The sequence below is a fragment of the Arthrobacter sp. SLBN-53 genome (genome assembly GCF_006715585.1).
In the GTDB taxonomy this organism is placed as follows: domain Bacteria; phylum Actinomycetota; class Actinomycetes; order Mycobacteriales; family Mycobacteriaceae; genus Mycobacterium; species Mycobacterium neoaurum_A.
Genome location: NZ_VFNN01000001.1, coordinates 774336 through 801116, shown reverse-complemented (window position 1 = coordinate 801116; position 26781 = coordinate 774336). Strand labels below are relative to the sequence as shown.

Annotated in this window: 24 protein-coding genes; 21 read left to right on the top strand and 3 right to left on the bottom strand. The window is 68.9% G+C overall.

Going from position 1 to position 26781, the window contains the following annotated elements; translation table 11 throughout:
- Positions 1–142: 142 nt before the first annotated feature.
- The 18 genes from rsmH to FBY28_RS03755 all read left to right on the top strand — a co-directional run bounded on the left by rsmH (position 143) and on the right by FBY28_RS03755 (position 20562).
- Positions 143–1141 (top strand): 16S rRNA (cytosine(1402)-N(4))-methyltransferase RsmH, encoded by a 999-nt coding sequence (gene rsmH, locus FBY28_RS03840; protein ID WP_141864395.1) that lies wholly within the window; start codon positions 143–145, stop codon positions 1139–1141.
- A complete protein-coding gene (ftsL, locus tag FBY28_RS26135) occupies positions 1138–2262 on the top strand; it encodes a cell division protein FtsL (RefSeq protein WP_141864393.1) in 1125 nt (374 codons plus the stop codon). The genes rsmH and ftsL overlap by 4 nt, the downstream gene beginning before the upstream one ends.
- Positions 2259–4148 carry a peptidoglycan D,D-transpeptidase FtsI family protein gene (locus tag FBY28_RS03830; RefSeq protein WP_141864391.1) on the top strand — a complete coding sequence of 630 codons (1890 nt, stop codon included), beginning with the start codon at positions 2259–2261 and terminating at the stop codon, positions 4146–4148. The genes ftsL and FBY28_RS03830 overlap by 4 nt, the downstream gene beginning before the upstream one ends.
- Before the next feature lie 31 nt (positions 4149–4179).
- Positions 4180–5694, top strand: a complete 1515-nt coding sequence (locus FBY28_RS03825; protein WP_141864389.1) for a UDP-N-acetylmuramoyl-L-alanyl-D-glutamate--2,6-diaminopimelate ligase — start codon at positions 4180–4182, stop codon at positions 5692–5694.
- Positions 5691–7190, top strand: coding sequence for a UDP-N-acetylmuramoyl-tripeptide--D-alanyl-D-alanine ligase (locus FBY28_RS03820; protein ID WP_141864387.1), 1500 nt, complete (start codon positions 5691–5693; stop codon positions 7188–7190). The genes FBY28_RS03825 and FBY28_RS03820 overlap by 4 nt, the downstream gene beginning before the upstream one ends.
- Positions 7187–8266 carry a phospho-N-acetylmuramoyl-pentapeptide-transferase gene (gene mraY / locus FBY28_RS03815; RefSeq protein WP_141864385.1) on the top strand — a complete coding sequence of 360 codons (1080 nt, stop codon included), beginning with the start codon at positions 7187–7189 and terminating at the stop codon, positions 8264–8266. Before FBY28_RS03820 ends, mraY begins: the two co-directional genes overlap by 4 nt.
- A gap of 237 nt (positions 8267–8503) precedes the next feature.
- The gene (ftsW, locus tag FBY28_RS03810) at positions 8504–10153 is read left to right on the top strand and encodes a putative lipid II flippase FtsW (protein ID WP_216847483.1); all 1650 of its coding nucleotides are present in this window, start codon (positions 8504–8506) and stop codon (positions 10151–10153) included.
- The gene (murG, locus tag FBY28_RS03805; protein WP_174241536.1) at positions 10150–11274 is read left to right on the top strand and encodes an undecaprenyldiphospho-muramoylpentapeptide beta-N-acetylglucosaminyltransferase; all 1125 of its coding nucleotides are present in this window, start codon (positions 10150–10152) and stop codon (positions 11272–11274) included. The genes ftsW and murG overlap by 4 nt, the downstream gene beginning before the upstream one ends.
- Positions 11271–12701 carry a UDP-N-acetylmuramate--L-alanine ligase gene (murC, locus tag FBY28_RS03800; RefSeq protein ID WP_141864380.1) on the top strand — a complete coding sequence of 477 codons (1431 nt, stop codon included), beginning with the start codon at positions 11271–11273 and terminating at the stop codon, positions 12699–12701. Before murG ends, murC begins: the two co-directional genes overlap by 4 nt.
- Positions 12698–13669: a cell division protein FtsQ/DivIB gene (locus FBY28_RS03795; protein WP_141864378.1), complete on the top strand. Its 972-nt coding sequence runs from the start codon at positions 12698–12700 to the stop codon at positions 13667–13669. Before murC ends, FBY28_RS03795 begins: the two co-directional genes overlap by 4 nt.
- A gap of 196 nt (positions 13670–13865) precedes the next feature.
- On the top strand, positions 13866–15017 hold the full coding sequence (ftsZ, locus tag FBY28_RS03790) for a cell division protein FtsZ (RefSeq protein ID WP_141864376.1): 1152 nt from the start codon (positions 13866–13868) through the stop codon (positions 15015–15017).
- 7 nt (positions 15018–15024) lie between these two features.
- Positions 15025–15732: a peptidoglycan editing factor PgeF gene (pgeF, locus tag FBY28_RS03785; RefSeq protein WP_141864374.1), complete on the top strand. Its 708-nt coding sequence runs from the start codon at positions 15025–15027 to the stop codon at positions 15730–15732.
- Complete coding sequence (locus FBY28_RS03780) at positions 15729–16469, top strand: YggS family pyridoxal phosphate-dependent enzyme (protein WP_141864372.1); 741 nt, start codon at positions 15729–15731, stop codon at positions 16467–16469. Before pgeF ends, FBY28_RS03780 begins: the two co-directional genes overlap by 4 nt.
- Before the next feature lie 64 nt (positions 16470–16533).
- The gene (locus FBY28_RS03775) at positions 16534–17205 is read left to right on the top strand and encodes a cell division protein SepF (RefSeq protein WP_141864369.1); all 672 of its coding nucleotides are present in this window, start codon (positions 16534–16536) and stop codon (positions 17203–17205) included.
- Positions 17206–17353: 148 nt separating this feature from the next.
- The gene (locus FBY28_RS03770; protein WP_019513255.1) at positions 17354–17647 is read left to right on the top strand and encodes a YggT family protein; all 294 of its coding nucleotides are present in this window, start codon (positions 17354–17356) and stop codon (positions 17645–17647) included.
- Between the two features lie 168 nt (positions 17648–17815).
- Positions 17816–18637: a DivIVA-like cell division protein Wag31 gene (gene wag31, locus FBY28_RS03765; RefSeq protein ID WP_141864367.1), complete on the top strand. Its 822-nt coding sequence runs from the start codon at positions 17816–17818 to the stop codon at positions 18635–18637.
- Positions 18638–18665: 28 nt separating this feature from the next.
- Positions 18666–19130 (top strand): hypothetical protein, encoded by a 465-nt coding sequence (locus FBY28_RS03760; RefSeq protein WP_174241498.1) that lies wholly within the window; start codon positions 18666–18668, stop codon positions 19128–19130.
- Between the two features lie 82 nt (positions 19131–19212).
- Positions 19213–20562 (top strand): TIGR01777 family oxidoreductase, encoded by a 1350-nt coding sequence (locus FBY28_RS03755; RefSeq protein WP_141864364.1) that lies wholly within the window; start codon positions 19213–19215, stop codon positions 20560–20562.
- Here the strand turns inward: FBY28_RS03755 and FBY28_RS03750 are convergent.
- From FBY28_RS03750 to FBY28_RS03740, 3 genes are read right to left on the bottom strand one after another with little or no spacing between them, the layout of a single operon-like run.
- Positions 20541–21269 (bottom strand): type 1 glutamine amidotransferase, encoded by a 729-nt coding sequence (locus tag FBY28_RS03750; RefSeq protein WP_141864362.1) that lies wholly within the window; start codon positions 21267–21269, stop codon positions 20541–20543. The two genes, FBY28_RS03755 and FBY28_RS03750, sit on opposite strands and share 22 nt — an antisense overlap.
- A gap of 16 nt (positions 21270–21285) precedes the next feature.
- Positions 21286–21954, bottom strand: a complete 669-nt coding sequence (locus FBY28_RS03745; protein WP_141864360.1) for a response regulator — start codon at positions 21952–21954, stop codon at positions 21286–21288.
- A complete protein-coding gene (locus FBY28_RS03740; protein ID WP_141864359.1) occupies positions 21947–23656 on the bottom strand; it encodes a sensor histidine kinase in 1710 nt (569 codons plus the stop codon). Before FBY28_RS03740 ends, FBY28_RS03745 begins: the two co-directional genes overlap by 8 nt.
- Positions 23657–23720: 64 nt before the next feature.
- Here FBY28_RS03740 and FBY28_RS03735 point away from each other — a divergent pair, with 64 nt between their 5' ends.
- From FBY28_RS03735 to FBY28_RS03725, 3 genes are read left to right on the top strand one after another with little or no spacing between them, the layout of a single operon-like run.
- A complete protein-coding gene (locus FBY28_RS03735; protein ID WP_141864357.1) occupies positions 23721–24716 on the top strand; it encodes a Bug family tripartite tricarboxylate transporter substrate binding protein in 996 nt (331 codons plus the stop codon).
- Positions 24713–25225, top strand: a complete 513-nt coding sequence (locus FBY28_RS03730; RefSeq protein WP_141864355.1) for a tripartite tricarboxylate transporter TctB family protein — start codon at positions 24713–24715, stop codon at positions 25223–25225. Before FBY28_RS03735 ends, FBY28_RS03730 begins: the two co-directional genes overlap by 4 nt.
- Positions 25226–26767 (top strand): tripartite tricarboxylate transporter permease, encoded by a 1542-nt coding sequence (locus FBY28_RS03725; RefSeq protein ID WP_019513246.1) that lies wholly within the window; start codon positions 25226–25228, stop codon positions 26765–26767.
- The last annotated feature ends 14 nt before the right edge of the window (positions 26768–26781 follow it).

Below are 26781 nucleotides of genomic sequence, written 5' to 3'. Positions count from 1 at the left end.
CCGTGCAACGAGGCCTCTGTCCGAACCGGCCCTGACGTACTTCCCCGACGCCAGGTCCGCCTCGGACAGGGACCTCGTTGCAGGGGCGCCCCTTCTCGACAGGGGAGTCTCTGTGCCTCATTCCGACGATTCGCCACACTCTGTGAACTCACCTCAGTCAGGTCCTGCGCCCAAGTCCGGCGAGCACGGCCACGTTCCCGTTCTGCTCGACCGGTGCGTCGAACTCCTGACCCCGGCGCTCACCCGGCACCACGCCGACGGCTCCGGTGCCGTCCTCGTCGATGCCACCCTCGGCGCCGGTGGCCACACCGAGCGGTTCCTCACCGATCTGCCGGGACTGCGCGTCGTCGGCCTCGACCGTGACCCGAACGCATTGCGCATCGCCGGCGACCGACTGGCCCGGTTCGGTGACCGTGTCCGGTTCGAACGCACCCGCTACGACGGCTACTGGGACGACCGGCGGGAGCCCGTCGTCGACGGCGTCCTGTTCGACCTCGGGGTGTCCTCCATGCAGCTCGACCTGATCGACCGCGGCTTCTCCTACGCCCACGACGCGCCGCTGGACATGCGGATGGATCCCGATGCGCCGCTCACCGCCGCCGAGATCCTCAACACCTATGACGAGCGGGCGTTGACGCGGTTGCTGCGCGAGTACGGCGACGAGCGATTCGCCAACCGGATCGCCGCCAGGGTGGTCCGGCGGCGGGCAACCAAGCCGTTCGTCAGCACCGGTGAACTCGTCGAGGTGCTCTACGAGGCCATCCCGGCGGCAACCCGGCGTACCGGCGGGCATCCGGCCAAGCGCACCTTCCAGGCGTTGCGCATCGCGGTCAACGGCGAGCTCGACTCGCTGCGCGACGCGCTGCCCGCGGCCATGGCCGCACTCTCCGGCGGTGGCCGCATCGTGGTGATGGCGTATCAGTCGCTGGAGGACAAGATCGTCAAGAGTCTGTTCGCCTCGGCCACGGCGTCGCGCACCCCGCCCGGCCTACCCGTCGAATTGCCCGGCTATGAAGCCGAATTCGCAGCACTGACCCGCGGCGCCGAGCAGGCAGACGCCGATGAGATCGAACGTAACCCGCGCAGTGCCCCGGTGCGGTTGCGGGCGTTGGAGAAGATCGCCGGAAAGGAAGACTCATGAAGGGAAAGCGGTCCACCCCGGAGCGCAGCACCGACGAGCGCCGGCGCAAGACTCCGCCCAAGGGCAGGCCGACGGCACGCCGGCAGTCCGAGGCGCCCGCCCGCAAGCGCCGCAGCGCGCCCGAACAACGTCCGTCCCGTTCGGCACCGCAGACCTCGCCGGTGCGCAGGCCGGTCGACACACCGGCACGGGCCAAGAACGCCAGCCAGGCCAAGGCGCGCGCCAAGGCGCGGAAGGCCAAGGCCCCCAAGATCGTTCGTCCACCGCTTCGGGAGCGCCTGCTGACCCGGCTGGCGACCGTCGACTTCAATCCGCGGACGCTGGCCGCCAGGGTGCCGTTCGTGGTGCTGGTCATCGCCGCACTCGGTGTCGGGTTGGGTGTCACCCTGTGGCTGTCCACCGATGCCGCCAGCCGCTCGTATCAGCTGGGCCACGCCCGCCAGCTCAACCAGGCTCTGCTGCAACAGAAAGAGGCGCTGGAGCGTGATGTGCTGGAGGCGCAGGCGCCGCCCGCGCTGGCCGAGGCCGCCCGCGGTCTGGGCATGATCCCGTCGCGGGATACCGCGCACCTGGTGCAGGACGCGACCGGAGCCTGGGTCGTGGTCGGCACCCCGAAACCGGCCGAGGGCGCACCCCCGCCTCCGCTGAACACACCGCTGCCCGACGAGCGACCCGCCGCGCCCGCGTCGGCTGCTCCTGCCGCCGCGGGACCGCCGGCTCCGCGGGTCGTCGACCCGCGCGAGGTCGTGGTCCGCGTTCCGCCACGGGCCACCGCCGCGCCGGCCGCGCCACTGACCGCACCGGCAGCCCCGCAGGCCGGATCGGCACCGTTGACCGCGCCGCTGCCCGCCGCGCCCGTCGACCCGGCGCAGCTACCTCCCGTCGCCGCACCGGCAGACCAGGTCCCGCCCGTCGCCGCGCCCCTTGTCGTGCCGATCCCGGGCGTGCCCGCACCGGTGCCTGCCGAGGGGCTGCCGCATCTGGGAACCCCCGAGCTGCCCGCCCAGCCCGGCCCGGCAGCCAACCCTGAGCATCTTCCCGCGCCCCCGGCAGCGGGTCCCGCTCCCGAGGTGCCCGCCGAAGTCCCGGTCGAGGTTCCCGTCCCGGGTGTTCCGGCATGACCCGCGGTCAACGCGGCCAGGAGCATTCGGCAACCGACCGCCGGATCCGGCGTCCCGCACAGGCCCCGACAGCCGGGCTGCGCAGCTCCTCGTTCGTCTTCCGGCACCGGGCCGGCAACGTGGTCATCTTCCTGGTGTTGGTGGTCGCCGCGGCACAGCTGTTCAACCTGCAGATCTCCAATGCCGCCGGGCTGCGGGCCGAAGCGGCCAGCCAGCTGAAGGTGACCGACGTCCAGCAAGCGGTGCGCGGCAGCATCGTCGACCGCAACAACGACAAGCTCGCGTTCACCATCGAAGCCAGGGCACTGACCTTCCAGCCGGCGCGCATCCGCAAGCAGCTGGAGGAGGAGCGGGCCAAGAATCCCGACTACGCACCCGACCCGGACGCCCGCCTGCGGGCCATCGCCGCCGATATCGCCACCCGGCTCAACAACAAGCCCGATGCCAAGACCCTGCTGGCCAAACTCAGCAGCAAGGACACCTTCGCCTATCTGGCCAGGGCGGTCGACCCGGCGATCGCCGACGCGATCACCACGAAGTTCCCCGAGGTCGGTTCCGAACGTCAGGACATCCGCCAGTACCCCGGTGGCTCGTTGGCGGCCAATATCGTCGGCGGTATCGACTGGGACGGTCACGGACTGCTCGGTCTCGAAGATTCCCTGGACGCCAAGCTCGCCGGCACCGACGGATCGGTCACCTACGACCGCGGGTCCGACGGCGTGATGATCCCCGGCAGCATGCGCAACCGGCACGAGGCCGTCGACGGCCAGACCGTGCAGCTGACCCTGGACGACGACATCCAGTTCTACGTGCAGCAGCAGGTGCAGCAGGCCAAGGACAAATCCGGTGCCGCCAACGTCTCCGCGGTTGTGCTGGACGCCAAAACCGGTGAGGTGCTGGCGATGTCGAACGACAACACCTTCGACCCCTCGCAGGACATCGGCAGGCAGGGCAGCAGGCAGATGGGCAACCCCGCGGTGTCCTCACCGTTCGAGCCGGGTTCGGTGAACAAGATCGTGACCGCCGCCACCGCCATCGAGCTGGGTCTGACCAACCCCGACGAGGTGCTCTCGGTGCCCGGTTCCATCGATATGGGCGGGGTCACGGTCAAGGACGCCTGGAACCACGGTGTCGACCGATACACCAGCACCGGCGTTTTCGGAAAGTCCTCCAACGTGGGCACCCTGATGCTGGCCCAGCGCTTCGGCCCGGAGAAGTTCGCCGAGATGCTGGCGAAGTTCGGTCTCGGTGAGCGCACCGGGATCGAATTACCCGGTGAGAGCGCGGGCCTGGTGCCGCCGATGGACCAGTGGTCGGGCAGCTCCTTTGCCAACCTGCCCATCGGACAGGGCCTTTCGATGACGCTGCTGCAGATGACGGGGATGTACCAGGCCATCGCCAACGACGGTGTCCGGATTCCGCCCCGCATCATCAAGGCGATCATCGAAGCCGACGGCAAGGAGAACGTCGAGCCCGCGGCGCAGGGCGTCCGGGTGGTGTCGCCGGAAACCGCTGCCACCGTGCGCAATATGCTGCGCGCCACGATCCAGCGCGATCCGCGTGGTGTGCAGCAGGGGACCGGCTGGCAGGCGGCGGTCGAGGGTTATCAGATCGCGGGCAAGACCGGCACGGCCCAGCAGATCAACCCGAACTGTGGCTGCTACTACGACGACCACTACTGGATCACCTTCGCCGGGATGGCGCCGGCGGACGATCCGCGCTACGTCGTCGGCATCATGGCCGACAACCCCGCCCGCACCGCCGACGGCCTGCCCGGCACCACGATGGCGCCGCTGTTCCACCACATCGCCTCGTGGTTGCTGCAGCGCGAGAACGTGCCGCTGTCCGCCGACCCGGGACCGCCGCTGACGCTGCAGGCGGAGTGATCCCGAGCCACCCCGGTACTGTGGCAAGGCCATGACACTGCGTCCCTCCGATCCCGCCGGTGCCCACCTGGGTGTGTTGGCGCAGCGCATCGGTGCTGCCGCGGTGTCCGATCCAGACGTCCGGGTCACCGGGGTGACGCTGCGCAGTCAGGATGTGCGCCCAGGTGACCTGTTTGCCGCCCTGCCGGGACAACGCGCGCACGGTGCCCGATTCGCCGCCGAGGCCGTCGCCGCCGGCGCGGTCGCGGTGCTCACCGACCCGGCCGGTGTCGCCGAGTTCGCCATCAGCCAGGTGCCGGTGCTCGTGCACGACGACCCGCGCGCCGTGCTCGGCGGGCTGGCCGCCGAGGTCTACGGAAACCCGTCGGCGGCATTGCGTGTCGTCGGCGTCACGGGCACATCGGGCAAGACGACCACCACCTACCTCGTCGAGGCGGGACTGCGGGCGGCCGGTCGTGTCGCCGGCCTGATCGGCACCGTCGGCATCCGCATCGACGGTCGCGACGAGCCCAGCTCGCTGACCACCCCCGAGGCGCCGGATCTACAGGCACTGCTCGCGGTGATGGTGGAACGCGGTGTCGACACCGTCGTGATGGAGGTGTCCAGCCACGCGCTGACATTGGGCCGGGTGGACGGCACATCGTTCGCCGCCGGCGGTTTCACCAATCTGTCGCGCGATCACCTCGATTTTCACCCCACCATGGCCGACTATCTGAATGCCAAGGCGCGCTTGTTCGAACCGGATTCACCCAACCGCGCCGATCGGGCCGTGGTGTGCGTCGACGACGAGGCCGGACGTGAGATCGCGTCGCGTGCCGCCGGAGCGGTTCGGGTCGCGACCACCGGCGTCGACGCCGATTGGCGCATCGAGTCGGTGTCCGTCCTCGCCCGTGGCAGCCAGGAGTTCGTCGCCGTCGACCCGGCCGGGGTGGCGCACCGACTTCGGATCGGCCTGCCGGGCCGGTACAACATCGCCAACGCGCTGTTGGCCATCGCGTTGCTCGACGTCGTGGGCGTGTCGCCCGAACAGGCTGCGCCGGGGCTCGGTTCGGCCGCGGTGCCGGGGCGGCTGGAGTCGATCGACGCCGGGCAGGACTTCCTGGCACTGGTGGACTACGCGCACAAACCGGGCGCGTTGCAGGCGGTGTTGGCGACCCTGCGTGAGCAGCACCCCGACGGCCGGCTGGCGGTGGTGTTCGGCGCCGGCGGCAACCGCGATGCGGGCAAGCGCGAACCGATGGGTCAGATCGCGGCCGAGCTGGCGGACCTGGTCGTCATCACCGACGACAATCCGCGCAACGAGGACCCGAAGCTGATCCGGGCGACGATCCGGGCCGGCACCGGTGGATCGGCCGCCGAGGTGGTCGAGATCGGTAATCGTCGCGCGGCCATCGATCACGCGGTCGGCTGGGCACGCACCGGCGACGTGGTGCTCATCGCGGGCAAGGGCCACGAGTCCGGGCAGACCGCCGACGGATCCACCCGCCCCTTCGACGACCGGGTCGAACTGACCGCCGCGCTGAATGCATTGAGGCAGAACCGATGATCGAGATGACCGTGGCTCAGGTGGCCGATATCGTGGGTGGCGAACTGGCCGATATCAGCGCCGCGGACGCCGCGAACACCCGCATCACCGGAACCGTCGAGTTCGATTCGCGCGCGGTCACGCCGGGCGGGTTGTTCCTGGCGCTGCCGGGGGCGCGCTCGGACGGGCACGATTTCGCCGCGGGCGCCGTCGCGGCCGGAGCGGTGGCGGTGCTGGCCGCCCGCCCGGTCGGGGTGCCCGCCATCGTCGTACCGCCTGCGGTGGCCGGCGACGCCGGTTCCGGTGCGGTGGAGCATGACGATGCCGCGGGCTCGGGTGCCGCGGTGCTTGCCGCGCTGGCCAAGCTGGCCGCGGCCGTCGCGACGGAGTTGAGTGCGGCCGGCCTGCGCATCATCGGTGTCACCGGTTCGTCGGGCAAGACCTCGACCAAGGATCTGCTGGCGGCGGTGCTGGCACCGCTGGGTGAGGTAGTGGCCCCGCCCGGGTCGTTCAACAACGAGCTCGGCCATCCATGGACGGTGCTGCGCGCCACGACCGACACCGACTTCCTGATCCTGGAGATGTCGGCGCGGCATCCGGGCAACATCGCCGCGCTGGCGGCCATCGCGACCCCGTCGATCGGCGTCGTGCTCAATGTCGGGACGGCCCATCTCGGTGAGTTCGGATCACGCGAGGTGATCGCGGCCACCAAATCCGAACTGCCGCAATCGGTTCCCGCATCCGGAGTGGTGATCCTCAATGCCGACGACTCGGCGGTATCGGCGATGGCCGAGAAGACCTCGGCGCGGGTGGTGCGGTTCTCGCGCGCACCGGGGGCCGATATCTGGTCGGCCGACGAGCATCTCGACGAACTGGCCCGCCCGCGGTTCACCCTGCACACCGCGGCCGGTGCGGTGCAGGTCGCCCTCGCCGTGCACGGGGAGCATCAGGTGTCCAACGCGCTGGCCGCGGCGGCGGTCGCGGTGGAATGCGGTGCGAGCCTGGAGCAGGTGGCGACGGCACTGGCCGGCGCCGGTCCGGTCTCGGCGCGCCGGATGAATGTCAGCACCCGCGCCGACGGCGTCACCGTCGTCAACGATGCCTACAACGCGAATCCGGATTCGATGGCGGCGGGTTTGAAGGCGCTGGCCTGGATGGCGCGCGCCGGCGGGCAGGGGGGCAGGCGACGCAGCTGGGCGGTGCTCGGCGAGATGGCCGAGCTCGGCGAGGACGCGATTGCCGAACACGATCGCATCGGCCGGTTGGCCGTGCGCTTAGATGTCTCTCGATTGATAGTCGTGGGAACCGGGAGAGCGATGAGCGCCATGCATCAGGGGGCGGTGATGGAAGGGTCGTGGGGCAGTGAATCCGTCCTGGTGCCCGACGCCGACGCCGCGCTGGCGTTGCTGGCGGCCGAACTGAGTCCCGGTGACGTGGTGCTGGTGAAGGCGTCCAACGCGGCCGGGCTCGGCACGCTTGCCGATCGTCTCGCCGAGCAGGGGGACGAGCAGGCATGAAGCAGATCCTGGTAGCGGTCGCGATCGCGCTCTCGGTGTCGATCGTGCTGACGCCGGTGCTGATCCGGCTGTTCACCAAGCAGGGGTTCGGGCAGGAGATCCGTGAGGACGGCCCGGCCAGCCATCAGAAGAAGCGCGGCACGCCGTCGATGGGCGGGGTGGCCATCATGGCCGGCATCTGGGCCGGCTACCTGGGCACGCACCTGTTCGGCCTGCCGTTCGGCGGCGAGGGTCCTTCGGCGTCGGGTCTGCTGGTGTTGGGGCTGGCGTCCGCGCTGGCCATCGTCGGGTTCATCGACGACCTGATCAAGATCCGGCGGTCCCGCAATCTGGGCCTGAACAAGCGGGCCAAGACCATCGGCCAGTTGACCGCGGCGGTGCTTTTCGGGGTGCTGGTGTTGCAGTTCAGCAATGCCGAGGGACTGACGCCGGGCAGTGCGCAGCTGTCCTATGTACGTGAGATCGCCACCGTCACGCTGGCGCCGATGGTGTTCGTCGTGTTCGTGGTGGTGCTGGTCAGTGCCTGGTCGAATGCGGTGAACCTGACCGACGGGCTGGACGGCCTCGCCGCGGGGGCGATGGCCATGGTCAGCGCCGCCTACGTGTTGATCACGTTCTGGCAGTACCGCAACGACTGCGCGGCCAGCCCGAGCCTGGGGTGTTACAACGTCCGCGATCCGCTGGACCTCGCGCTGGTGGCGGCGGCGACGGCGGGGGCCTGTATCGGTTTCCTGTGGTGGAACGCCGCGCCGGCGAAGATCTTCATGGGGGATACGGGTTCGCTGGCGCTCGGCGGCATCATCGCCGGGTTGTCGGTGACCAGCCGCACCGAAATCCTGGCCGTGGTGCTCGGTGCGCTCTTCGTGGCCGAGGTGACCTCTGTGGTGGTGCAGATCCTGGCGTTCCGGACGACGGGCCGGCGGGTCTTCCGGATGGCGCCGTTCCATCATCACTTCGAGCTGGTCGGGTGGGCCGAGACGACGGTGATCATCCGGTTCTGGCTGTTGACGGCGATCGCCTGTGGTCTGGGTGTGGCGCTGTTCTACGGCGAATGGCTGTCGATCGTCGGCGCGTAGCCGCCGCGCGTCGGTTCCGTCGGCGCGTAGGCGCCGAGAGTGACGTTATGGCTGCCCGACGGGCCCGGGTGACGACCTTTTCGTCTCTCTCGGTGCGCGGGATCGTTAGCTGAAATCGTCGGCCGTCGCGACACACCTGCCGGAGATCCGCGACTACCGGTCCGCGGCGGGGGAGGATTCTGGGGTGCAAGAGACTATTGAGGCTGGCGTTACGCCTGTGACTCTTGCGGGTGCCAGGTGAGGAATCCGCTCGCCGGGGTACGGGCGAGGTTCACCAGTGCGCGGTCCGCCGACGGCACGTCCGGGCAGACCGTCGGGAAGAGCCTGGCCACCAGCCCGGCGACCAAAGCGGCGACCGCGATGCCACGGACCCGGTTCGGGCAGTGGCTCGGCCGGCCGATGACCTCGTTCCACCTGATCATCGCGGTCGCGGCCATCCTGGTGACGCTCGGCCTGATCATGGTGCTCTCGGCCTCCGGCGTGTACTCCTATGACTCCGGCGGTTCGCCGTGGACGGTCTTCGCCAAACAGTCGCTGTGGACCGGCGTCGGGCTGATCGCCTTCTACCTGGCGCTGCGCATGCCCGTCTCGCTCATGCGCCGGCTGGCGTTCCCGGCCTTCATCTTCACCATCGTGTTGCTGGTCCTGGTGCTCATCCCCGGTATCGGCAAGGTGGCCAACGGTTCTCGCGGCTGGTTCGTCATCGGCGGCTTCAGCATGCAGCCCTCCGAGCTCGCCAAGATCGCATTCGCCATCTGGGGAGCGCACCTGCTGGCGGCGCGGCGCCTGGAGCAGGCGTCGATGCGGGAGATGCTGATCCCGCTGGTTCCCGCCGCCGGTCTGGCGCTGACGCTGATCGTCCTGCAGCCCGACCTCGGCCAGACCGTGACGTTGAGCATCATCCTGCTCGGCCTGCTCTGGTATGCAGGTCTGCCGCTGCGGGTGTTCGCCAGCTCACTGGGGGCGATGGTGGTCGCCGCCGGCGTGCTCGCCGTTTCGGCCGGTTACCGCTCCGACCGCGTGCAGTCCTGGCTCAACCCGGGGGCCGACCCCGGCGGCGCGGGGTATCAGGCCAGGCAGGCCCGCTTCGCGCTGGCCAATGGTGGCGTGTTCGGCAACGGACTCGGCCAGGGCACGGCCAAGTACAACTATCTGCCCAACGCACACAACGATTTCATCTTCGCCATCATCGGCGAGGAGCTCGGTTATGTCGGCGCCGCCGGCCTGCTGTGCCTCTTCGGGCTTTTCGCCTATACCGGGATGCGCATCGCGCGCCGCTCGGCCGATCCGTTCCTGCGCCTGCTGACGGCCACCGTCACGCTGTGGGTGATCGGGCAGGCGTTCATCAACGTCGGCTACGTGGTCGGGCTGCTCCCGGTCACCGGTCTGCAGCTGCCGCTGATCTCCGCGGGCGGCACCTCGACGGCCACGACGATGCTCATCCTCGGCGTCATCACCAATGCCGCCCGGCACGAACCCGAGGCCGTGGCCGCGCTGCGCGCCGGCCGCGACGACCGGGTCACCAGGTTGCTGCGGCTCCCGCTGCCCGAACCGTATGTGCCGAGCCGCCTCGAGGTCGCCCGCGACCGCCTGCGGACCAGGGGCAAGCCCGGTAAGCCGGGCAAGGCACCGGCCAAGCAGAAGTCGCCTGCCAAGAGCAAGGGCAAGGCGGTGGCCAGGAAGCCGCGCCAGACGCCCGCGGTCGATGCCCGGCGAGCGGGCCGTCGTGAGGGAAATCGTGAGGGCCATCCGGCCGATCGAGCGGTCCGCAGCACAGGGCATCATGGTGAGGGCCGGCGCGCCTCCCAACGGGGCCGCGCCGAGCCGCGGCAGGCGCGAGGTCAACAGGGCCGAGCCCGCTCATTGGAAGGTCAGCGTTACGGGTGAGCACGTTATCGGTCGTCCTGGCCGGCGGGGGAACGGCAGGTCATGTGGAACCTGCGATGGCCGTGGCCGATGCGTTGACCGAGCTGGATCCCGGGGTCCGGATCACTGCGCTGGGCACCCAGCGCGGTCTGGAGACCCGGTTGGTCCCCGAACGGGGATATGACCTCGAGCTCATCACCCCGGTGCCGTTGCCGCGCAAACCCTCCGCGGACCTGCTTCGGCTCCCGTTGCGGCTGCGCACCGCGGTCCGGCAGACCCGCACAGTGTTCGACACCGTCGGGGTGGACGTGGTGATCGGCTTCGGTGGGTATGTCTCGGTGCCCGCGTATCTGGCGGCGCGGCGCGGTGTGCGCCGGCCGTCGGTCCCGGTGGTGATCCACGAGGCCAATGCCAGCGCGGGCTGGGCCAACAAGCTGGGGGCGCGGTCGGCCCGCCGGGTGCTCTCGGCCGTGCCCGACCCGGGTCTCGGCCCGGTGGAGGTGGTGGGCGTCCCGGTGCGGGCCAGCATCACCGCGCTGGATCGCGCGGCGTTGCGGGCCCAGGCACGGGCCGCCTTCGGCTTCGCCGAGGACGCGAGGGTGCTGTTGGTGTTCGGCGGCTCCCAGGGCGCGCAGTCGATCAACCGCGCCGTCTCCGGTGCCGCCACCGAGCTTGCGGCCAAGGGTGTTTCGGTGTTGCACGCGCACGGTCCGAAGAACACCCTCGATCTGCCCGCGCCGTCCGGCCCGCCCTATGTGGCCGTGCCTTATCTCGACCGGATGGACCTGGCCTATGCCGCTGCCGATCTGGCGATCTGCCGGTCCGGGGCGATGACGGTCGCCGAGGTCAGCGCCGTCGGGTTGCCCGCGGTGTACGTGCCATTGCCGATCGGCAACGGTGAGCAGCGGCTCAACGCGCTGCCGGTGGTGCAGGCCGGCGGTGGTCTGCTCATCGACGATGCCGAGCTGTCCCCGCAGCTGGTCGCCGAGACTGTCGTCGGTGTGCTCAACGACGCACCACGCCTGCAGCAGATGACCGCGGCGGCCGCGCTGGCCGGCCACCGCGATGCCGCCCGCCGGGTCGCCGAGGTCGCGATCGAGGTGGCCCGTGCCCACCGCGCCGTCCGGAAGTCGTTGCGGTGAAGGGTCTGCCACCGGAGCTCGCCCGGGTGCACATGGTGGGTATCGGCGGGGCCGGCATGTCGGGAATCGCTCGCATCCTGCTCGACCGCGGGGGACAGGTCTCCGGTTCCGATGCCAAGGAATCACGCGGGATCGCGGCATTGCGGGCCAGGGGAGCGCAGATCCAGATCGGTCACGACGCCGCCGCGCTGGACATGCTGGCAGGCGGTCCCACCGCGGTCGTCACCACCCATGCGGCCATCCCGAAGACCAACCCCGAACTCGTTGCGGCGCGGCAGCGGGGCATTCCTGTCATCCTGCGGCCGGTGGTGCTGGCCAAGTTGATGGTCGGTGACCGGACGCTGATGGTCACCGGAACCGCGGGCAAGACCACGACGACCTCGATGCTCATCGTCGCGTTGCAGCACAGCGGTTTCGATCCGTCGTTTGCCGTCGGCGGCGATCTCGGCGCGGCGGGCACCAACGCCCACCACGGCAGTGGCCCGTACTTCGTGGCCGAGGCCGACGAGAGCGACGGCTCACTGGTGCAGTACCGGCCCGATATCGCGGTCGTCACCAATATCGAGGCCGACCACCTGGATTTCTTCGGCACCGAGCAGGCCTATGTCGACGTGTTCGACGCGTTCATCGAGCGGCTGCAGCCGGGCGGGGCGCTGGTGGTCTGCGTCGACGATCCCGGTGCCGCGGCGTTGGCCGAACGCACCGAAGCGCTCGGCATCCGGGTGCTGCGCTACGGCAGCTCCGGTGCGGATCTGGCGGGCGCATTGCTCGACTGGGAGCAACGCGGCACCCGGGCGGTGGCCACGGTGCAGCTCGCGGGGGAGTCCGCCCGACGAACGATGCGGCTGGCCGTGCCCGGCCGGCACATGGCGCTCAATGCACTGGCGGCCCTGCTGGCCGCCGTCGAGGCGGGGGCGCCGCCGGATGCGGTGTTGGAGGCACTGGCCGATTTCGAGGGGGTGCGCCGCCGGTTCGAGCTGGTGGGCGTGCGCTCAGGTGTCCGCGTTTTCGACGATTATGCCCACCACCCGACGAAGGTGACGGCCGCGCTGACGACGGTGCGTACGCTGGCCGCCGAATCGCAGGGCCGCGCGATCGTCGTCTTCCAGCCCCATCTGTATTCGCGCACACAGACATTCGCCAAGGAGTTCGGTGCGGCCCTGAGCCTGGCCGACGAGGCGGTCGTGCTGGACGTCTATGCCGCCCGCGAGCAGCCGATCGCCGGGATCAGCGGGCGCAGCATCGTCGAACACGTCACGGCCCCGGTGCATTACGTGCCCGATTTCTCCGCGGTGGCCCGCCGGGTCGCCGAGATCGCCCGACCCGGTGACGTGGTGGTGACCATGGGCGCCGGTGATGTGACCCTGCTCGGCAACGAGATCCTGGATGCGGTGGGTGGGCGCGCCGATCGGGCGGCGGATCGATGACGGTCCCACCCGAGCCGGCGGCCACCGGAGCCGATCCCGATCCCGATCTCGTTGCCGAGTCGGCTGCCGACCCGGCCACCGAGCCGAGCGCGGCCGAGACCGCCACCGCCGGCGAACCCGATGCCGATCCGGCCGATCCGGCCGAGCCGGATCTGGAGGGACCGCGTCGACGTGCCCGGCGGGAACGTGAGGAACGCCGCGCGGCGCAGGCCAGGGCGATGGCCATCGAGCAGGCCCGCCGGGAGGCCAAACGCCGTGCCCAGGGCCGGACCGAGGAGAAGCCGAAGCAGGCGCCGCGCGGTGTGATCCGCGGTCTCAAGGTGTTGATGTGGACGGCGGTGCTGGCGGTGGTGGTGGTCGGTGTGGGCTTGCTGCTGTATTTCACGCCGATCATGTCCGCGCGCGAGACGGTGGTGACCGGATTGACCGCGCTCAGCGAGGACGAGGTGCGGCAGGTGGCCGCGGTTGCGGAGGGGACACCCCTGCTGCAGATCGACACCGATGCGGTGGCCGAACGGGTGGCCTCGATCCGGCGGGTGGCCAGCGCCAGAGTCCAGCGCGAGTACCCCTCGACGCTGCGCATCACCGTGGCGGAACGCGTGCCGGTGGTGGTCAAGGACTATCCGGACGGGCCGCACCTGTTCGACCGCGACGGTGTGGATTTCGTGACCGCGCCGCCGCCACCGGGGCTGCCCTATATCGACACCGAGACGCCGGGACCGCGCGATCCGGCCACCCTCGCCGGTCTGCAGGTGCTGACATCGCTGCCGCCGGAGGTGTCCGGGCAGGTCAGCCGGGTGGAGGCGCCGTCGGTGGCGGCCATCACGCTGGTTCTGTTCGATGGCCGAAAAGTGGTGTGGGGCACCACCGATCGCACCCAGGAGAAGGCGCTGAAGCTGGCGGCGCTGCTGACCCAGCCCGGTCAGACCTATGACGTGTCGAGCCCGGACCTGCCGACCGTCAAGTAGTTCTGCACCAAATTCGATCGTGTCGCTTCGGCGCGCCTGCGGCCCTATGGTGCCGCGTGACCCTACCGTTCTGTTTGCACGGATCTACTTGACATAACTATAAACCTATGGTTGAGGTTTAGGGTTTCGGGCAGATCGGCAACACCGAAGACAAGTACTCCAACGGGCAGGCTCCAATGGGCAGGAAAGGCGACCGATGACCCCCCCGCATAACTACCTCGCCGTTATCAAGGTGGTCGGCATCGGCGGCGGCGGCGTCAACGCCGTCAACCGGATGATCGAGCACGGACTCAAGGGCGTTGAGTTCATCGCCATCAACACCGATGCGCAGGCATTGTTGATGAGCGATGCCGACGTCAAACTCGATGTCGGTCGCGACTCCACCCGCGGTCTCGGCGCAGGCGCCGACCCCGAGGTGGGCCGCAAGGCCGCCGAGGACGCCAAGGACGATATCGAGGAACTGCTGCGCGGCGCCGACATGGTGTTCGTGACCGCAGGCGAGGGTGGTGGCACCGGCACCGGTGGCGCCCCCGTGGTCGCCACCATCGCGCGCAAGCTCGGCGCGCTGACCGTCGGCGTGGTCACCCGGCCGTTCTCCTTCGAGGGCAAGCGCCGCTCCAACCAGGCCGAGAATGGCATCACCTCGCTGCGCGAGAGCTGCGACACCCTGATCGTCATCCCGAACGACCGTCTGCTGCAGATGGGTGACGCCGCGGTCTCGCTGATGGATGCCTTCCGCAGCGCCGACGAGGTGTTGCTCAACGGCGTGCAGGGCATCACCGACCTGATCACCACCCCCGGCCTGATCAACGTCGACTTCGCCGACGTCAAGGGTGTGATGAGCGGGGCGGGCACCGCCCTGATGGGCATCGGCTCGGCGCGTGGTGACGGACGGGCGCTGAAGGCCGCCGAGATCGCCATCAACTCCCCGCTGCTGGAAGCCTCCATGGAGGGCGCCCAGGGCGTGCTGCTCTCGGTCGCCGGCGGCAGCGATCTGGGCCTTTTCGAGATCAACGAGGCCGCCTCGCTGGTGCAGGAAGCCGCCCATGCCGAGGCCAACATCATCTTCGGCACCGTCATCGACGATTCACTCGGTGACGAGGTGCGTGTGACGGTCATCGCGGCCGGTTTCGACAGCACCGGACCGAGCCGTAAACCCGTTGTCGGCGAAGGCACCTCGGGTGTGGCGTCCGGCACGGCCGGCAAGGTCCGCTCCAGCATCTTCGAGCCGGCCGACGCCATGTCGGTGCCGGCGCACACCAACGGCGCGACGGTGAAGATCGGCGGGCCCGACGACGGTGGCATCTCCGATGACGACGTCGACGTGCCGCCGTTCATGCGCCACTGACGCGGACGTGCCCGTCCGGGTCCGGCGCGTCACCACCACCCGCGCGGGTGGGGTGTCGAAGCCGCCATTCGACACGTTCAACCTCGGCGATCACGTCGGCGACGATCCGGCTGCGGTAGCGGCCAATCGTCGCAGGCTTGCCGACGCACTCGGTCTCGCCGCGGATGCGGTGGTGTGGATGAACCAGGTCCACTCTGACCGCGTCGCCGTGGTGGACGGTCCGCAGCCTGCGGCGCTGCCCGATACCGACGCGGTGGTGACCACCGCGCGGGGTCTGGCACTGGCCGTGATCACCGCCGACTGCGTCCCGGTGCTGCTGGCCGACGCCCGCGCCGGAGTCATCGGCGCGGCCCATGCCGGCCGGGTCGGTGCGCAGCTCGGCATCGTGGAGCGCACCCTGGAGAAGATGGTCGAGGCGGGCGCACAGGTCGCCGATGTGTCGGTGCTGCTCGGACCGGCGGTCAGTGGTCGCCAATACGAGGTGCCCGAGCAGATGGCCGCCGAGGTGGAGAAGACGCTGCCGGGCAGCCGGTGCCGGACCGCCCGCGGCACACCGGGGCTCGATATCCGGGCCGGGCTGGTGGGTCAGCTGCAGCGCCTCGGCGTGACGTCGATCGATGTGGATCCGCGCTGCACGGTCTCCGACCGGGCGCTGTTCAGTCATCGGCGCGGCGCGCCGACCGGCCGCCTTGCCTCGCTGGTGTGGATGCAATGAGCGAGCACCGCGATTCGGAGTTGGCCGGCTCGCTGGCGGCGGTGCGGGCGCGGTTGGCCCGGGCCGCCGAGGCGGCCGGCCGTGGGGTCCACGACATCGAACTGCTGCCGGTCACCAAGTTCTTCCCGGCCACCGATGTGGCCATCCTGCATCGGTTGGGGTGTGCGGACTTCGGTGAGTCCCGCGAGCAGGAGGCCGCACGCAAGGTCGCCGATGTGGCCGCACAGTTCCCCGGTGACCAGATCCGTTGGCACATGATCGGTCACATCCAACGCAACAAGGCCCGCGCGATAGCCCGCTGGGCACACACCGTTCACTCGGTGGACAGCGCCAAGGTGATCGCCGCGCTGGGTGGTGGTGCCGAACAGGCGTTGGCCGACGGTCAGCGCGCGGCGCCGCTGCGGGTCTATCTGCAGGTGAGTCTGGACGGTGATCCCGATCGCGGTGGGGTCGACATCGGCAACGCCGATCTGGTCGACGAGCTCTGTGCCGCAATAGATGCCATCGATGCCCTCGAGTTCGCCGGGTTGATGGGCATCCCGCCGCTGGACTGGGACGCCGAGGAGGCATTCGTCAGATTGGCCGCCGAACACGACCGTGTGCAGCGGTCCTATCGGCACCCGTTGGGTCTGTCGGCGGGGATGTCCGGCGATATGGAGATTGCTGTGCGACACGGATCCACGTGTGTGCGTGTCGGAACCGCGTTGATGGGGCAACGTCCTCTAACGTCACCCTGAGTAGTCACTCCAGTCACATCTTCATCACAGACAACACAGACACAAGTCGTTAAAGGGGCAGGCGATGAGCACTCTGCACAAGGTCAAGGCCTACTTCGGTATGGCGCCGATGGACGATTACGACGACGAGTACTACGACGACGAGCGCCCCGCCCGCGGCGGGTACCCGCGCCGCGCCGCCGAAGACCGTTTCGACGAGGACAGCTACGGCCGGGAAGGCCGCGACCCGCGTGACGTCCGCGGCTTCGAGGACCGCGTCCCGTCCCGCGAGTACGACGACATCCCCGGCGCCTACCGCGGCGGCTATGGTGACGCACCTCGCTTCGAGGGCCGCCTGCGCGCCCCGCGCCCCGAATTCGACCGTCCCGCACCGCGGTTCGCCGCACCGACCCGGGGCGCGAGCGCCCTGGCCATGGAGCCGCGCCGGATGGCCGCGCTCTTCGAGGAGGGCAGTCCGCTGGCCAAGATCACCACGCTGCGTCCGAAGGACTACAGCGAGGCCCGCACCATCGGTGAGCGCTTCCGCGACGGCACCCCGGTGATCATGGACCTGGTGTCGATGGACAACGCCGACGCCAAGCGGCTCGTCGACTTCGCCGCCGGACTCGCCTTCGCGCTGCGCGGTTCGTTCGACAAGGTCGCGACCAAGGTCTTCCTGCTCTCGCCGGCCGATATCGACGTCAGTGCCGAAGAGCGGCGCCGGATCGCCGAGGCCGGCTTCTACGCCTACCAGTAGGGCGAGCACGAGCTCGTCCGCTGGGGGCCAGAACCCCAGCCGGAGTGGCAGGTAGGCTGACGTCGAGGGCATGAAGTCCGCTTCTGTGCCCGAATGTCGCTCTACCTGCCCTGCTCATCCGCCGTAGTGAGGTTCGGCTCCCTTGTCGATGGTCTTTCAAATCCTTGGTTTCGCCCTGTTCGTCTTCTGGCTGTTGCTGATCGCACGGGTCGTTGTCGAGTTCATCCGGTCCTTCAGTCGGGATTGGCATCCGCGCGGTGCGACGGTGGTGATCCTGGAACTCATCCTGACCGTCACCGATCCGCCGGTGAAACTGCTGCGCCGGCTCATCCCGCAGCTGACGATCGGCGCCGTCCGATTCGATCTCTCGATCATGGTGTTGTTGCTGGTCGCGTTCATCGGCATGCAGCTGGCTTTCGGCGCGGCGGCCGGCACCGCCTGACCTGGTACAGCGGCGGTCGGCTGCGGCGTGGGAGATTGAATTTCGCTCTTAATTATGAGGCTCCTGTGCAACCGCCGGGTCAGCTGTGACAGGATGGACGCCAGTTACTTCTACCGACGCTTTACACTTTGAAACCGGTTGACGGTCCAGACTTCAAGGGGGCAGAGAATGCCGCTCACTCCAGCCGACGTTCACAACGTCGCGTTCAGTAAGCCGCCCATCGGCAAACGTGGCTATAACGAGGACGAGGTAGACGCCTTCCTCGACCTGGTCGAGAACGAGCTGACCAGGCTCATCGAGGAGAACGCCGACCTGCGTCAGCGCGTCTCCGAGCTCGATTCCGAACTGGCGGGCGCGCGTGCCGGCGGTGGCGTGGCCGCCACCCAGACGCTGCCGCCCTACCAGGCGCCGCAGCCCGAGCCCGAGCCCGAGCCGGTCTACGAGGCGCCCGCCGCGCCGCAGCCGGTGGCCCAGGCCGCCCCGGTGTCGGAGGATCATCACGTCCGTGCGGCCAAGGTGCTGAGCCTGGCCCAGGACACTGCCGATCGCCTGACCAGCACCGCGAAGGCCGAGTCGGACAAGTTGCTCGCCGATGCGCGGGCCCAGGCCGACGCACTGGTCACCGAGGCGCGCCAGACCGCGGAGACCACGGTCGCCGACGCGCGCGCCAAGGCCGACGCGTTGCTCTCCGATGCGCAGAACCGCTCCGAGACGCAGCTGCGTCAGGCTCAGGAGAAGGCGGACGCCCTGCAGGCCGATGCCGAGCGCAAGCACTCCGAGATCATGGGCACCATCAACCAGCAGCGCACCGTGCTGGAAGGTCGCCTCGAGCAGTTGCGCACCTTCGAGCGCGAGTACCGGACCCGGCTCAAGACCTACCTGGAATCGCAGCTCGAAGAGCTGGGCCAGCGCGGTTCTGCGGCACCGGTCGATTCCGCGGCCGGTAACGAGGGTGGCGGTTTCAACCAGTTCAACCGCGGCGCGAACTGACCGGGTCGGCACCCACTAGGCTTCGTCGATGCTGATCATTGCGCTGGTTCTGGCTCTTGTCGGCCTCGCGGCCCTGGTGGCCGCGGTCGTGACGAGCAACGAGCTGATCGCCTGGGTGTGTATCGGTGCCAGCGTCATCGGTGTGTTGCTGCTGATCGCCGACGCGCTGCGCGCGCGGCGCGGCGGCACCGATGACGACACCGATCACACCGACGCCGATCACACCGACGACACCGAAGACCAGGACACGGTCATCGCGGCCGAGTCGGTGCCCGATGCCGTCGAGGACTACCCGGAAGACGAGGTCACCGTGACCCAGCCAGAGTCCGATTCGGCAGCCGAGTCCGACCCCGAGATCGCCGGTGTCACCGACACCGACTCGACGGGCGCCACCGATTCGGAGACCGAAACGGACTCGGAGACCGAGGACGGCGGCGATGCCGGCGGCGCGGTCGACATCTCACCCGATCCGGACGCCCCGCCCAAGAGTTGATCGACGGCAGGGCCCGGCGGGTTTGATCACAGCCGTGCCCGGGTATCCCCGCGCCCGTGAATCCAACGGACCGGCGTAACCCGTGAGCATCGAGTTCGACAGCGTGGTCCCGCATCGGATCGACGATGTCTTCGCCTGGCACAGCCGCCCCGGCGCGATGCGGCGCCTGGTTCCGCCATGGCAGCCGATGACGGTCGTCGCCGAGACCGAGTCGCTTGCCGATGGCAAAGCCGTACTCGGTCTGCCCGGCGGCCTGCGCTGGGTTGCCCAGCACCAAGCCGACGAGTACGACCCGCCACACCGGTTCGTCGACGTGCTGTCCAGCGACGGCCCGATCACCTGGCCGGTGCGCGCCGTCGGAACGTGGCGACACACCCACGATTTCGCCGCGGAGGGCTCCGGTACCAGGGTCTCCGATCACGTCGAGACGGTGGTTCCTGCCGCCGCGCTGCGCCCCATGTTCGTCTACCGGCACACGCAGCTGGCCGAGGATCTGGCCGCCCACCGGGATGCCGCCGCGGCCGGACTGACACCGCTGACCGTTGCCGTCACCGGTTCCTCAGGTCTGGTCGGCACCGCGTTGAGTGCCTTTCTCAGCAGCGGTGGGCATCGGGTGATCCGGCTGGTCCGCGGACCTGCCACCAATGCCGATGAGCGCCAGTGGAATCCGGACCAACCTGCGGCGGATCTGCTGTCCGGTGTCGACGCGGTCGTCCATCTGGCCGGCGCGTCGATCGCCGGCCGTTTCACCGATGCGCACCGCCGGGCCATCCGCGACAGCCGCATCGGCCCGACCCGCGCGTTGGCCGAGTTGGCCGCCGCGACCGAGAACGGACCGCGAGTACTGGTGAGCGCGTCGGCCGTCGGTTTCTACGGCTACGAGCGCGGCGACTCGCTGTTGACCGAGGACGCGTCCCGCGGTGACGGTTTCCTCGCCGATGTGGTGGCCGACTGGGAGGCCGCGACCGCGCCGGCGGCCGACGCAGGCATCCGGGTCGTCAACGTCCGCACCGGAGTGGTGCAATCCGCCAACGGCGGGACGCTGCGGCTGATGCGGCCGTTGTTCGCGGCCGGCCTCGGCGGACGGTTGGGCAGCGGTAGGCAGTGGTTGGCCTGGATCGGGCTCGACGACCTGCTCGACATCTACCACCGTGCGCTGTATGACACCGAACTCAGTGGTCCGGTGAACGCGGTGGCACCAGTTCCGGTGCGCAACAACGAATACACTGCCGCACTCGGCCGGGTGCTGCACCGCCCGACGTTGCTGCCGGTGCCCTCGTTCGGGCCGAAGCTACTGCTCGGTGCGCAGGGCGCCCGCGAACTGGCCGAGGCCGATCAACGGGTGGTGCCCGCCAAGCTGGAGGCGCGTGGACACCGATTCCGCCGGCCCACCGTGGACGCCGCGCTGGCTCACGAACTGGGGCACGGCTGACGCGCGGTATAGGCCAGGAACCCGTTCACCAGCGCGTGGAGGCGTCGGGCCGCGTCCTGGTGCATATCCCTGGTGCGTGCGCGTAACTCGTCGTGACTCACGCCGAGCGCTCCGGCCTCACCGGCATCACGGTCATCGTCGAGCCAGATCTCCAGCAGTTGCGGGTCCAGCTCTGGGTGGAACTGCAGCCCGACGGTGCGTCCCAGCGCGAACGCCTGCAATGTCGTTGCCGTTCTGGCTATCTCGACCGCGCCGGGCGGCAACGTGAAACGGTCGAAATGCCATTCGAACCAGGGGCCGGGCGGGATCAGTTCGGGTTGATCCGAAACGATGTCATACCAGCCGATCTCGGGCAGCGCCGAGCGCTCGACCGTGCCGCCGAAGGCCTGGGCGAGCAGCTGCCCGCCGAAGCAGACACCCAGCGTCGGGATTCCCGCCGCGGCCGCGGTACGGACCAGCTCGGTCTGGGCGCCGACCCACGTGGCCTTGAGCGCCTCGTCGTACACCGGCCACCGCGCACCGAGGGGGACGATGACGTCGTAGTGGGTCGGGTCGGGGAAGGTGATGTCGATCGCGGGGGAGTCGGCCTGCTCGGCGGGCACGACCGTGAAGGTCGACACATCGAAACCGGCGTCGGTGAAAGCGTTCCCCAGCATCGCCTCGGTGGCGATGGGATCGTTGTGGAGGAAGAGGACGGTGGGTGCCACACCGAGAATCTACTCGTCATCGTGGCACTCGGTAGCGCCGCTCGGGCCGCCCCGACCCGTACTGCAGACGCAGCTCCACCACACCGGTGCTCAGATAGTGCTCCAGGTAACGCCGCGCACTCACCCTCGAGATCCCGACCAGGTCGGCACATTCGGCCGCGGACACCTCGCCGGCACCACGCACCGCGTCGAGAACCAGCCGTCCCGTCTCGGCGCCCAGACCCTTCGGCAGCACATCGGGTGTGTCCGCGGCGGCCGTACCGCCGAACAGTGCGTCGACCATGCTCTGGTCCACACCGCCCTCGGCGGCCAGCGCGTCGGCGCGGGTGGCGAAGGCCACCAGCTTGGCGCGCAGCTGATCGAACTCGAACGGTTTGATCAGGTAGTCGGCCGCGCCACCGTCGAGCGCGCCACGCACGGTGTCCAGTTCCCTGGCGGCGGTGATCATGATGACCCCGACGTGATCACCGCCGGCCCGCAGCCGGTGTAACACCTCCAGGCCGGTCATGTCCGGCAGGTAGACATCGAGCAGGATCAGCGCCGGGCGCAGCTCGGCCGCCTTCATCAGCGCCTCGGCACCGCTGCTGGCCACGGCAACGGGGCGGTACCCGTCGATGCGTTCGACGAACCGGCGGTGGATGTCGGCGACCATGAAATCGTCGTCGACGATCAGCACGTCACGCACCGGGCACTCCCGTCGCTTCGCTCGCCTGGGACTTGTTTCCCGTCGCTTCGCTCGCCTGTGCTGTCTTTCCCGTCGCTTCGCTCGCCCGGGGCAGGCGCACCACGAACGACGCGCCACCGCCCTCGGCATCGCCGATCTCGGCATGTCCACCGTGCTGGGCGGTCACCAGCCGCACCAGCGCCAGCCCGATACCGCGCTGCTCGGCGGGCCCGCCGGCGGTCTTGGACGTGACCCCGCGGGCGAAAATCTCCTCTCGAAGCGCCTGCGGCACACCGGGACCGGTGTCGCTGACGCTGATGACGAGCCCGTCCCGATCCTCGATCCGCACCGTGACCCTGGCTGGATCCGATCCCACCGACGCCTCGACGGCGTTGTCGATCAGGTTGCCGAGGACCGTGATGACATCGGTGGCCAACGCCGGTGACAGCGCGCCGAGGCGGCTGCCGGGATCGAGGTGCAGCAGCACCCCGCTCTCGGCGGCCAGGGACGTCTTCGCGATCAGCAGGGCGGCCACCGCGGGATCGGAAACCCGTTGCGTGACGGCATCATTGATCTCGGCTCGCCGGCGGGTGAGCGTGCCGACCAGATTGTGCACCGCATCGAACTCGCCCAGCTGGACCAGGCCCGAGATGGTGTGGAGCTGGTTGGCGAACTCGTGGGTCTGGGCCCGCAGGGTATCGGTGACGCTGCGGTGTGAGGACAACTGTGCCTGCAGGGCAGCCAGTTCGGTGCTGTCGCGCATGGTGGTGACCGTACCCAGGCTGCGCCCTTGGCTCAGGGCGGTGCTGCGATTGAGGGCCAGGATGTGACTGCCGGTCGCGATCACCACGTCATGTTCGTCGGCGTGTTCACCGGAGCCCGACAGCAAGAACTCCACCACCGCCGGTTCCAGCCCCACCTCATCGGCGCGCCGGCCCACCGCATCGGGGCCGATACCGAGCAGTCGCTGGGCGCTGTCGTTGACGACGGTGATGATGCCGTCGGTGTTGACCGCCACCACACCCTCACGAATGCTGTGCAGCAAGGCCTCCCGATGATCGGCCAGCCCGGCGATCTCGGCGATCTCCAACCCGCGCGTGTGCCGCTTGATCCGCCGGGACAGCAGCCAGGACGCGGCAAGGCCCAGCGCGGCGCCCAGTCCGAGGTAGATGAGCAGCCGCTCGCCCGCGCCGCTGAGCAGTTCCCATGTCGACGGGTAACCCTCGCTGACCGATGCCACGGCCAGCACCTCGCCATCGGTGGACAGGATCGGCACCTGCCCGACCAGACTGTGTGAGCCCGCCACATCCTCGTCACCGAACCAGGCGCGGCCCTCGTCGGCGCGGCTTGGCCCCAGGTCGGTGGGGGCGCCGATCCGTGACGGGTCCGAGGAGACCCGCACGGTGCCGTCCGGCCCGAGGATCTCGGCGAGGTCGGCACCCGACAGGGCCACCGCCCGGTCCACCTCCGGCGCCAGGGTGCGTGCGGCGAACGGGTCGTCATAACGTTCGCGGACGATCGGGGTCGACGCCATGTTCTCGGCCACAGCGATCATTCGCTGACCTCGCACCTCGCGGAACTCGCTGGTCGACTGCGCGACCGAGACCGCGGCCACCGCGACCAGGACGACGGCCACGACGACAAGTTGAAACGCCAGGAACTGACCGCCGAGGCTGCGTCCCCAACTCGTGTTCTTAATGACCACAACTTCCTTTGCGTTCATATGAGTGACCTGAGTCACCAGCAGGGTCCAGTATTGCTGAGCATCACAATTGATTGGGGTCGATATGTACGTAGGGCAGTCCGGCGGCCGGCGGATCACGGTCTCGTTGGTCATCGCATTGGTCGCCGCGCTGGTGCTCTCGGCCTGCGGGGTCACCCGCGGCGATGAGTCCGGATTACACCGGTTGCGGATGATGGTGCCGAACAGTCCCGGTGGCGGTTACGACCTGACGGCGCGTACCGCGGTCAAGATCATGGAAGACGACAAGATCACCGGTCGGGTCGAGGTGTTCAACGTGATCGGCGCCGGTGGCACCGTCGCGATGGCGCGCTTGATGAACGAGCGGGGCAACGGCGATCTCATGATGATGATGGGCCTCGGTGTGGTCGGTGCGGTGTTCACCAACGGGTCCAGCGCCCGCGCCTCGGACGCCACCGCGCTGGCGAAGGTCGTCGAGGAGCAGGAGGGCATCCTGGTCCCGGCCGATTCCCCGTTCCGGACGGTGCAGGACTTCGTCGACGCCTGGAAGGCCGACCCGTCCAAGGTCACCGTCGGTGGTGGGTCCAACCCCGGTGGTCCCGACCACCTGTTCCCGATGGAGACCGCCAAGGCCGTCGGTGTCGACCCGACCAAGGTGAACTTCATCTCCTACGACGGTGGTGGCGATCTGCTGACTGCCTTGCTGGGCAACAAGATTGCAGCAGGTACCTCCGGTCTCGGCGAATACGTCGACCAGATCGAAGCCGGCCAGGTCCGGGTTCTCGCGGTGTCCGGCAGTGAGCGTGTCGAGGGTGTCGATGCCCCGACGCTGCAGGAGGCCGGTATCGATCTGACCTTCACGAACTGGCGCGGAATCCTTGCCCCGCCCGGCATCTCGGATTCCGACCGCGACGCGATGGTGAAGGTGCTCGAAGAGTTGCACGCAACCGATGCATGGAAGGAAGCGCTGGTGAAGAACGGGTGGACGGATGCGTTCCTGACCGGTCCGGCATTCGAGGAGTTCCTTGCCGAACAGGATCGCCGGGTCGAGACGACGCTGACCGATCTGGGGCTGGTGTGAGTACCGAAGTGCAGGCCGAGAAGGTGCGGCCGGATTACGCGCAGTACATCGTCTGTGTGGTGATGGTCGCCGTCGGCGCATTCCTCATCTACGACGCACTGTCCATGCCCGGTGGTTATGCCGAGGTGGATCCCATCGGGCCGCGGTTCTTCCCGATCCTCATCGGTACCGGGCTGTTGGTGATGGCCGTCGTCCTGGCCGTCGCGATTCCGCGGGGGTCGCGCGGTGAGGCCGATGCCGGTGAGGACATCGATCCGGACATGCCGAGCGACTGGCGCACCGTGGGGATGCTCATCGGGCTGTTCGTCATGCTGATCGTCTTGGTGAACCCGCTGGGCTGGGCGATCACCAGCGCGCTGTTCTTCGCCGGCTGCGCCACCGTGCTGGGCAGTCGCCACTACGTCCGCAATATCGCGATCGGCGTCGTGCTGGCGCTGGTGAGCTTCTATGCGTTCTATTCCGGGCTCGGAATCCCGCTGCCCGCCGGCATATTGGATGGGATCCTGTAAATGGAGAATTTCAACTGGCTCCTGCAGGGGTTCGCCGAGGCGGCCACCCCGATGAATCTGCTGTACGCCGCGATCGGCGTGCTGCTGGGCACCGCGGTCGGCGTGCTGCCGGGCATCGGGCCGGCGATGACGGTGGCCCTGCTGCTGCCCATCACCTACAACGTCAGCCCCAGTGCGGCTTTCATCATGTTCGCGGGCATCTTCTACGGCGGCATGTACGGCGGGTCGACGACGTCGATCCTGCTGAACACTCCCGGTGAATCCTCGTCGGTGATCACCGCGATCGAGGGCAACAAGATGGCCAAGGCAGGCCGCGCCGCACAGGCGCTGGCCACCGCCGCCATCGGGTCGTTCGTCGCGGGCGCCATCGGCACCGTACTGCTGGCCGCCTTCGCGCCCGTGGTGTCCCGGTTCGCCGTCACCCTCGGTGCGCCCTCGTATCTGGCGATCATGTTGTTCGCACTCGTCGCGGTCACCGCGGTGCTGGGCTCCTCGAAACTGCGCGGACTGATCTCGCTGCTGCTCGGTCTCGCGATCGGCATCGTCGGTATCGACTCGCTGACCGGTCAGAACCGGGCCACCTTCGGCGTGCCGTTGCTGGCCGACGGTATCGACATCGTCGTCATCGCCGTCGCGGTCTTCGCCGTCGGCGAGGCGCTCTGGGTGTGCGCCCATCTGCGCCGGCGTCCGGCCGATGTCATCCCGGTCGGGCGGCCCTGGATGGGCAAGAGCGACTGGAAGCGGTCGTGGAAGCCGTGGCTGCGCGGTACCGCGTACGGTTTCCCGTTCGGTGCGCTGCCCGCCGGTGGTGCGGAGTTGCCGACCTTCTTGAGCTATATCACCGAGAAAAAGTTGAGCAAGCATCCCGAGGAGTTCGGCAAGGGTGCCATCGAGGGTGTCGCCGGCCCGGAAGCGGCGAACAACGCCTCGGCCGCAGGCACTCTGGTGCCGATGCTGTCGCTGGGTCTGCCGACCAATGCCACCGCGGCCGTCATGCTGACCGCGTTTGTCTCCTACGGAATCCAGCCCGGCCCCACGCTGTTCGACAAGGAACCGCTGCTCATCTGGACGTTGATCGCCAGTCTGTTCATCGGCAACTTCATGCTGTTGGCACTGAACCTCCCGTTGGCGCCGCTGTGGGCCAAGCTGCTGCGCACCCCTCGGCCGTACCTGTACGCCGGAATCCTGTTCTTCGCCGCGCTCGGAGCCTTCGCGGTCAACCTGCAACCGCTCGATCTGTTGCTGCTGCTGATCTTCGGGTTGATGGGTTTGATGATGCGCCGATTCGGACTTCCGGTGCTGCCGTTGATCATCGGTGTGATCCTCGGCCCGCGAATCGAGCGCCAGCTGCGACAGAGCCTGCAGCTCGGCGGCGGCGACTGGAGCAGCCTGTTCACCGAGCCGGTCGCGATCGTCACCTATGTCCTCATGGCGCTGCTGCTGCTGGCCCCGCTGGTGCTGCGACTGTTCAACCGCAGCGAGGAGAGCCTGTTGATCGTCGAGGACGACAAGGACCAGAAGACGAAGGCCGGCCAGCTGTGACCGACCGACGCTTG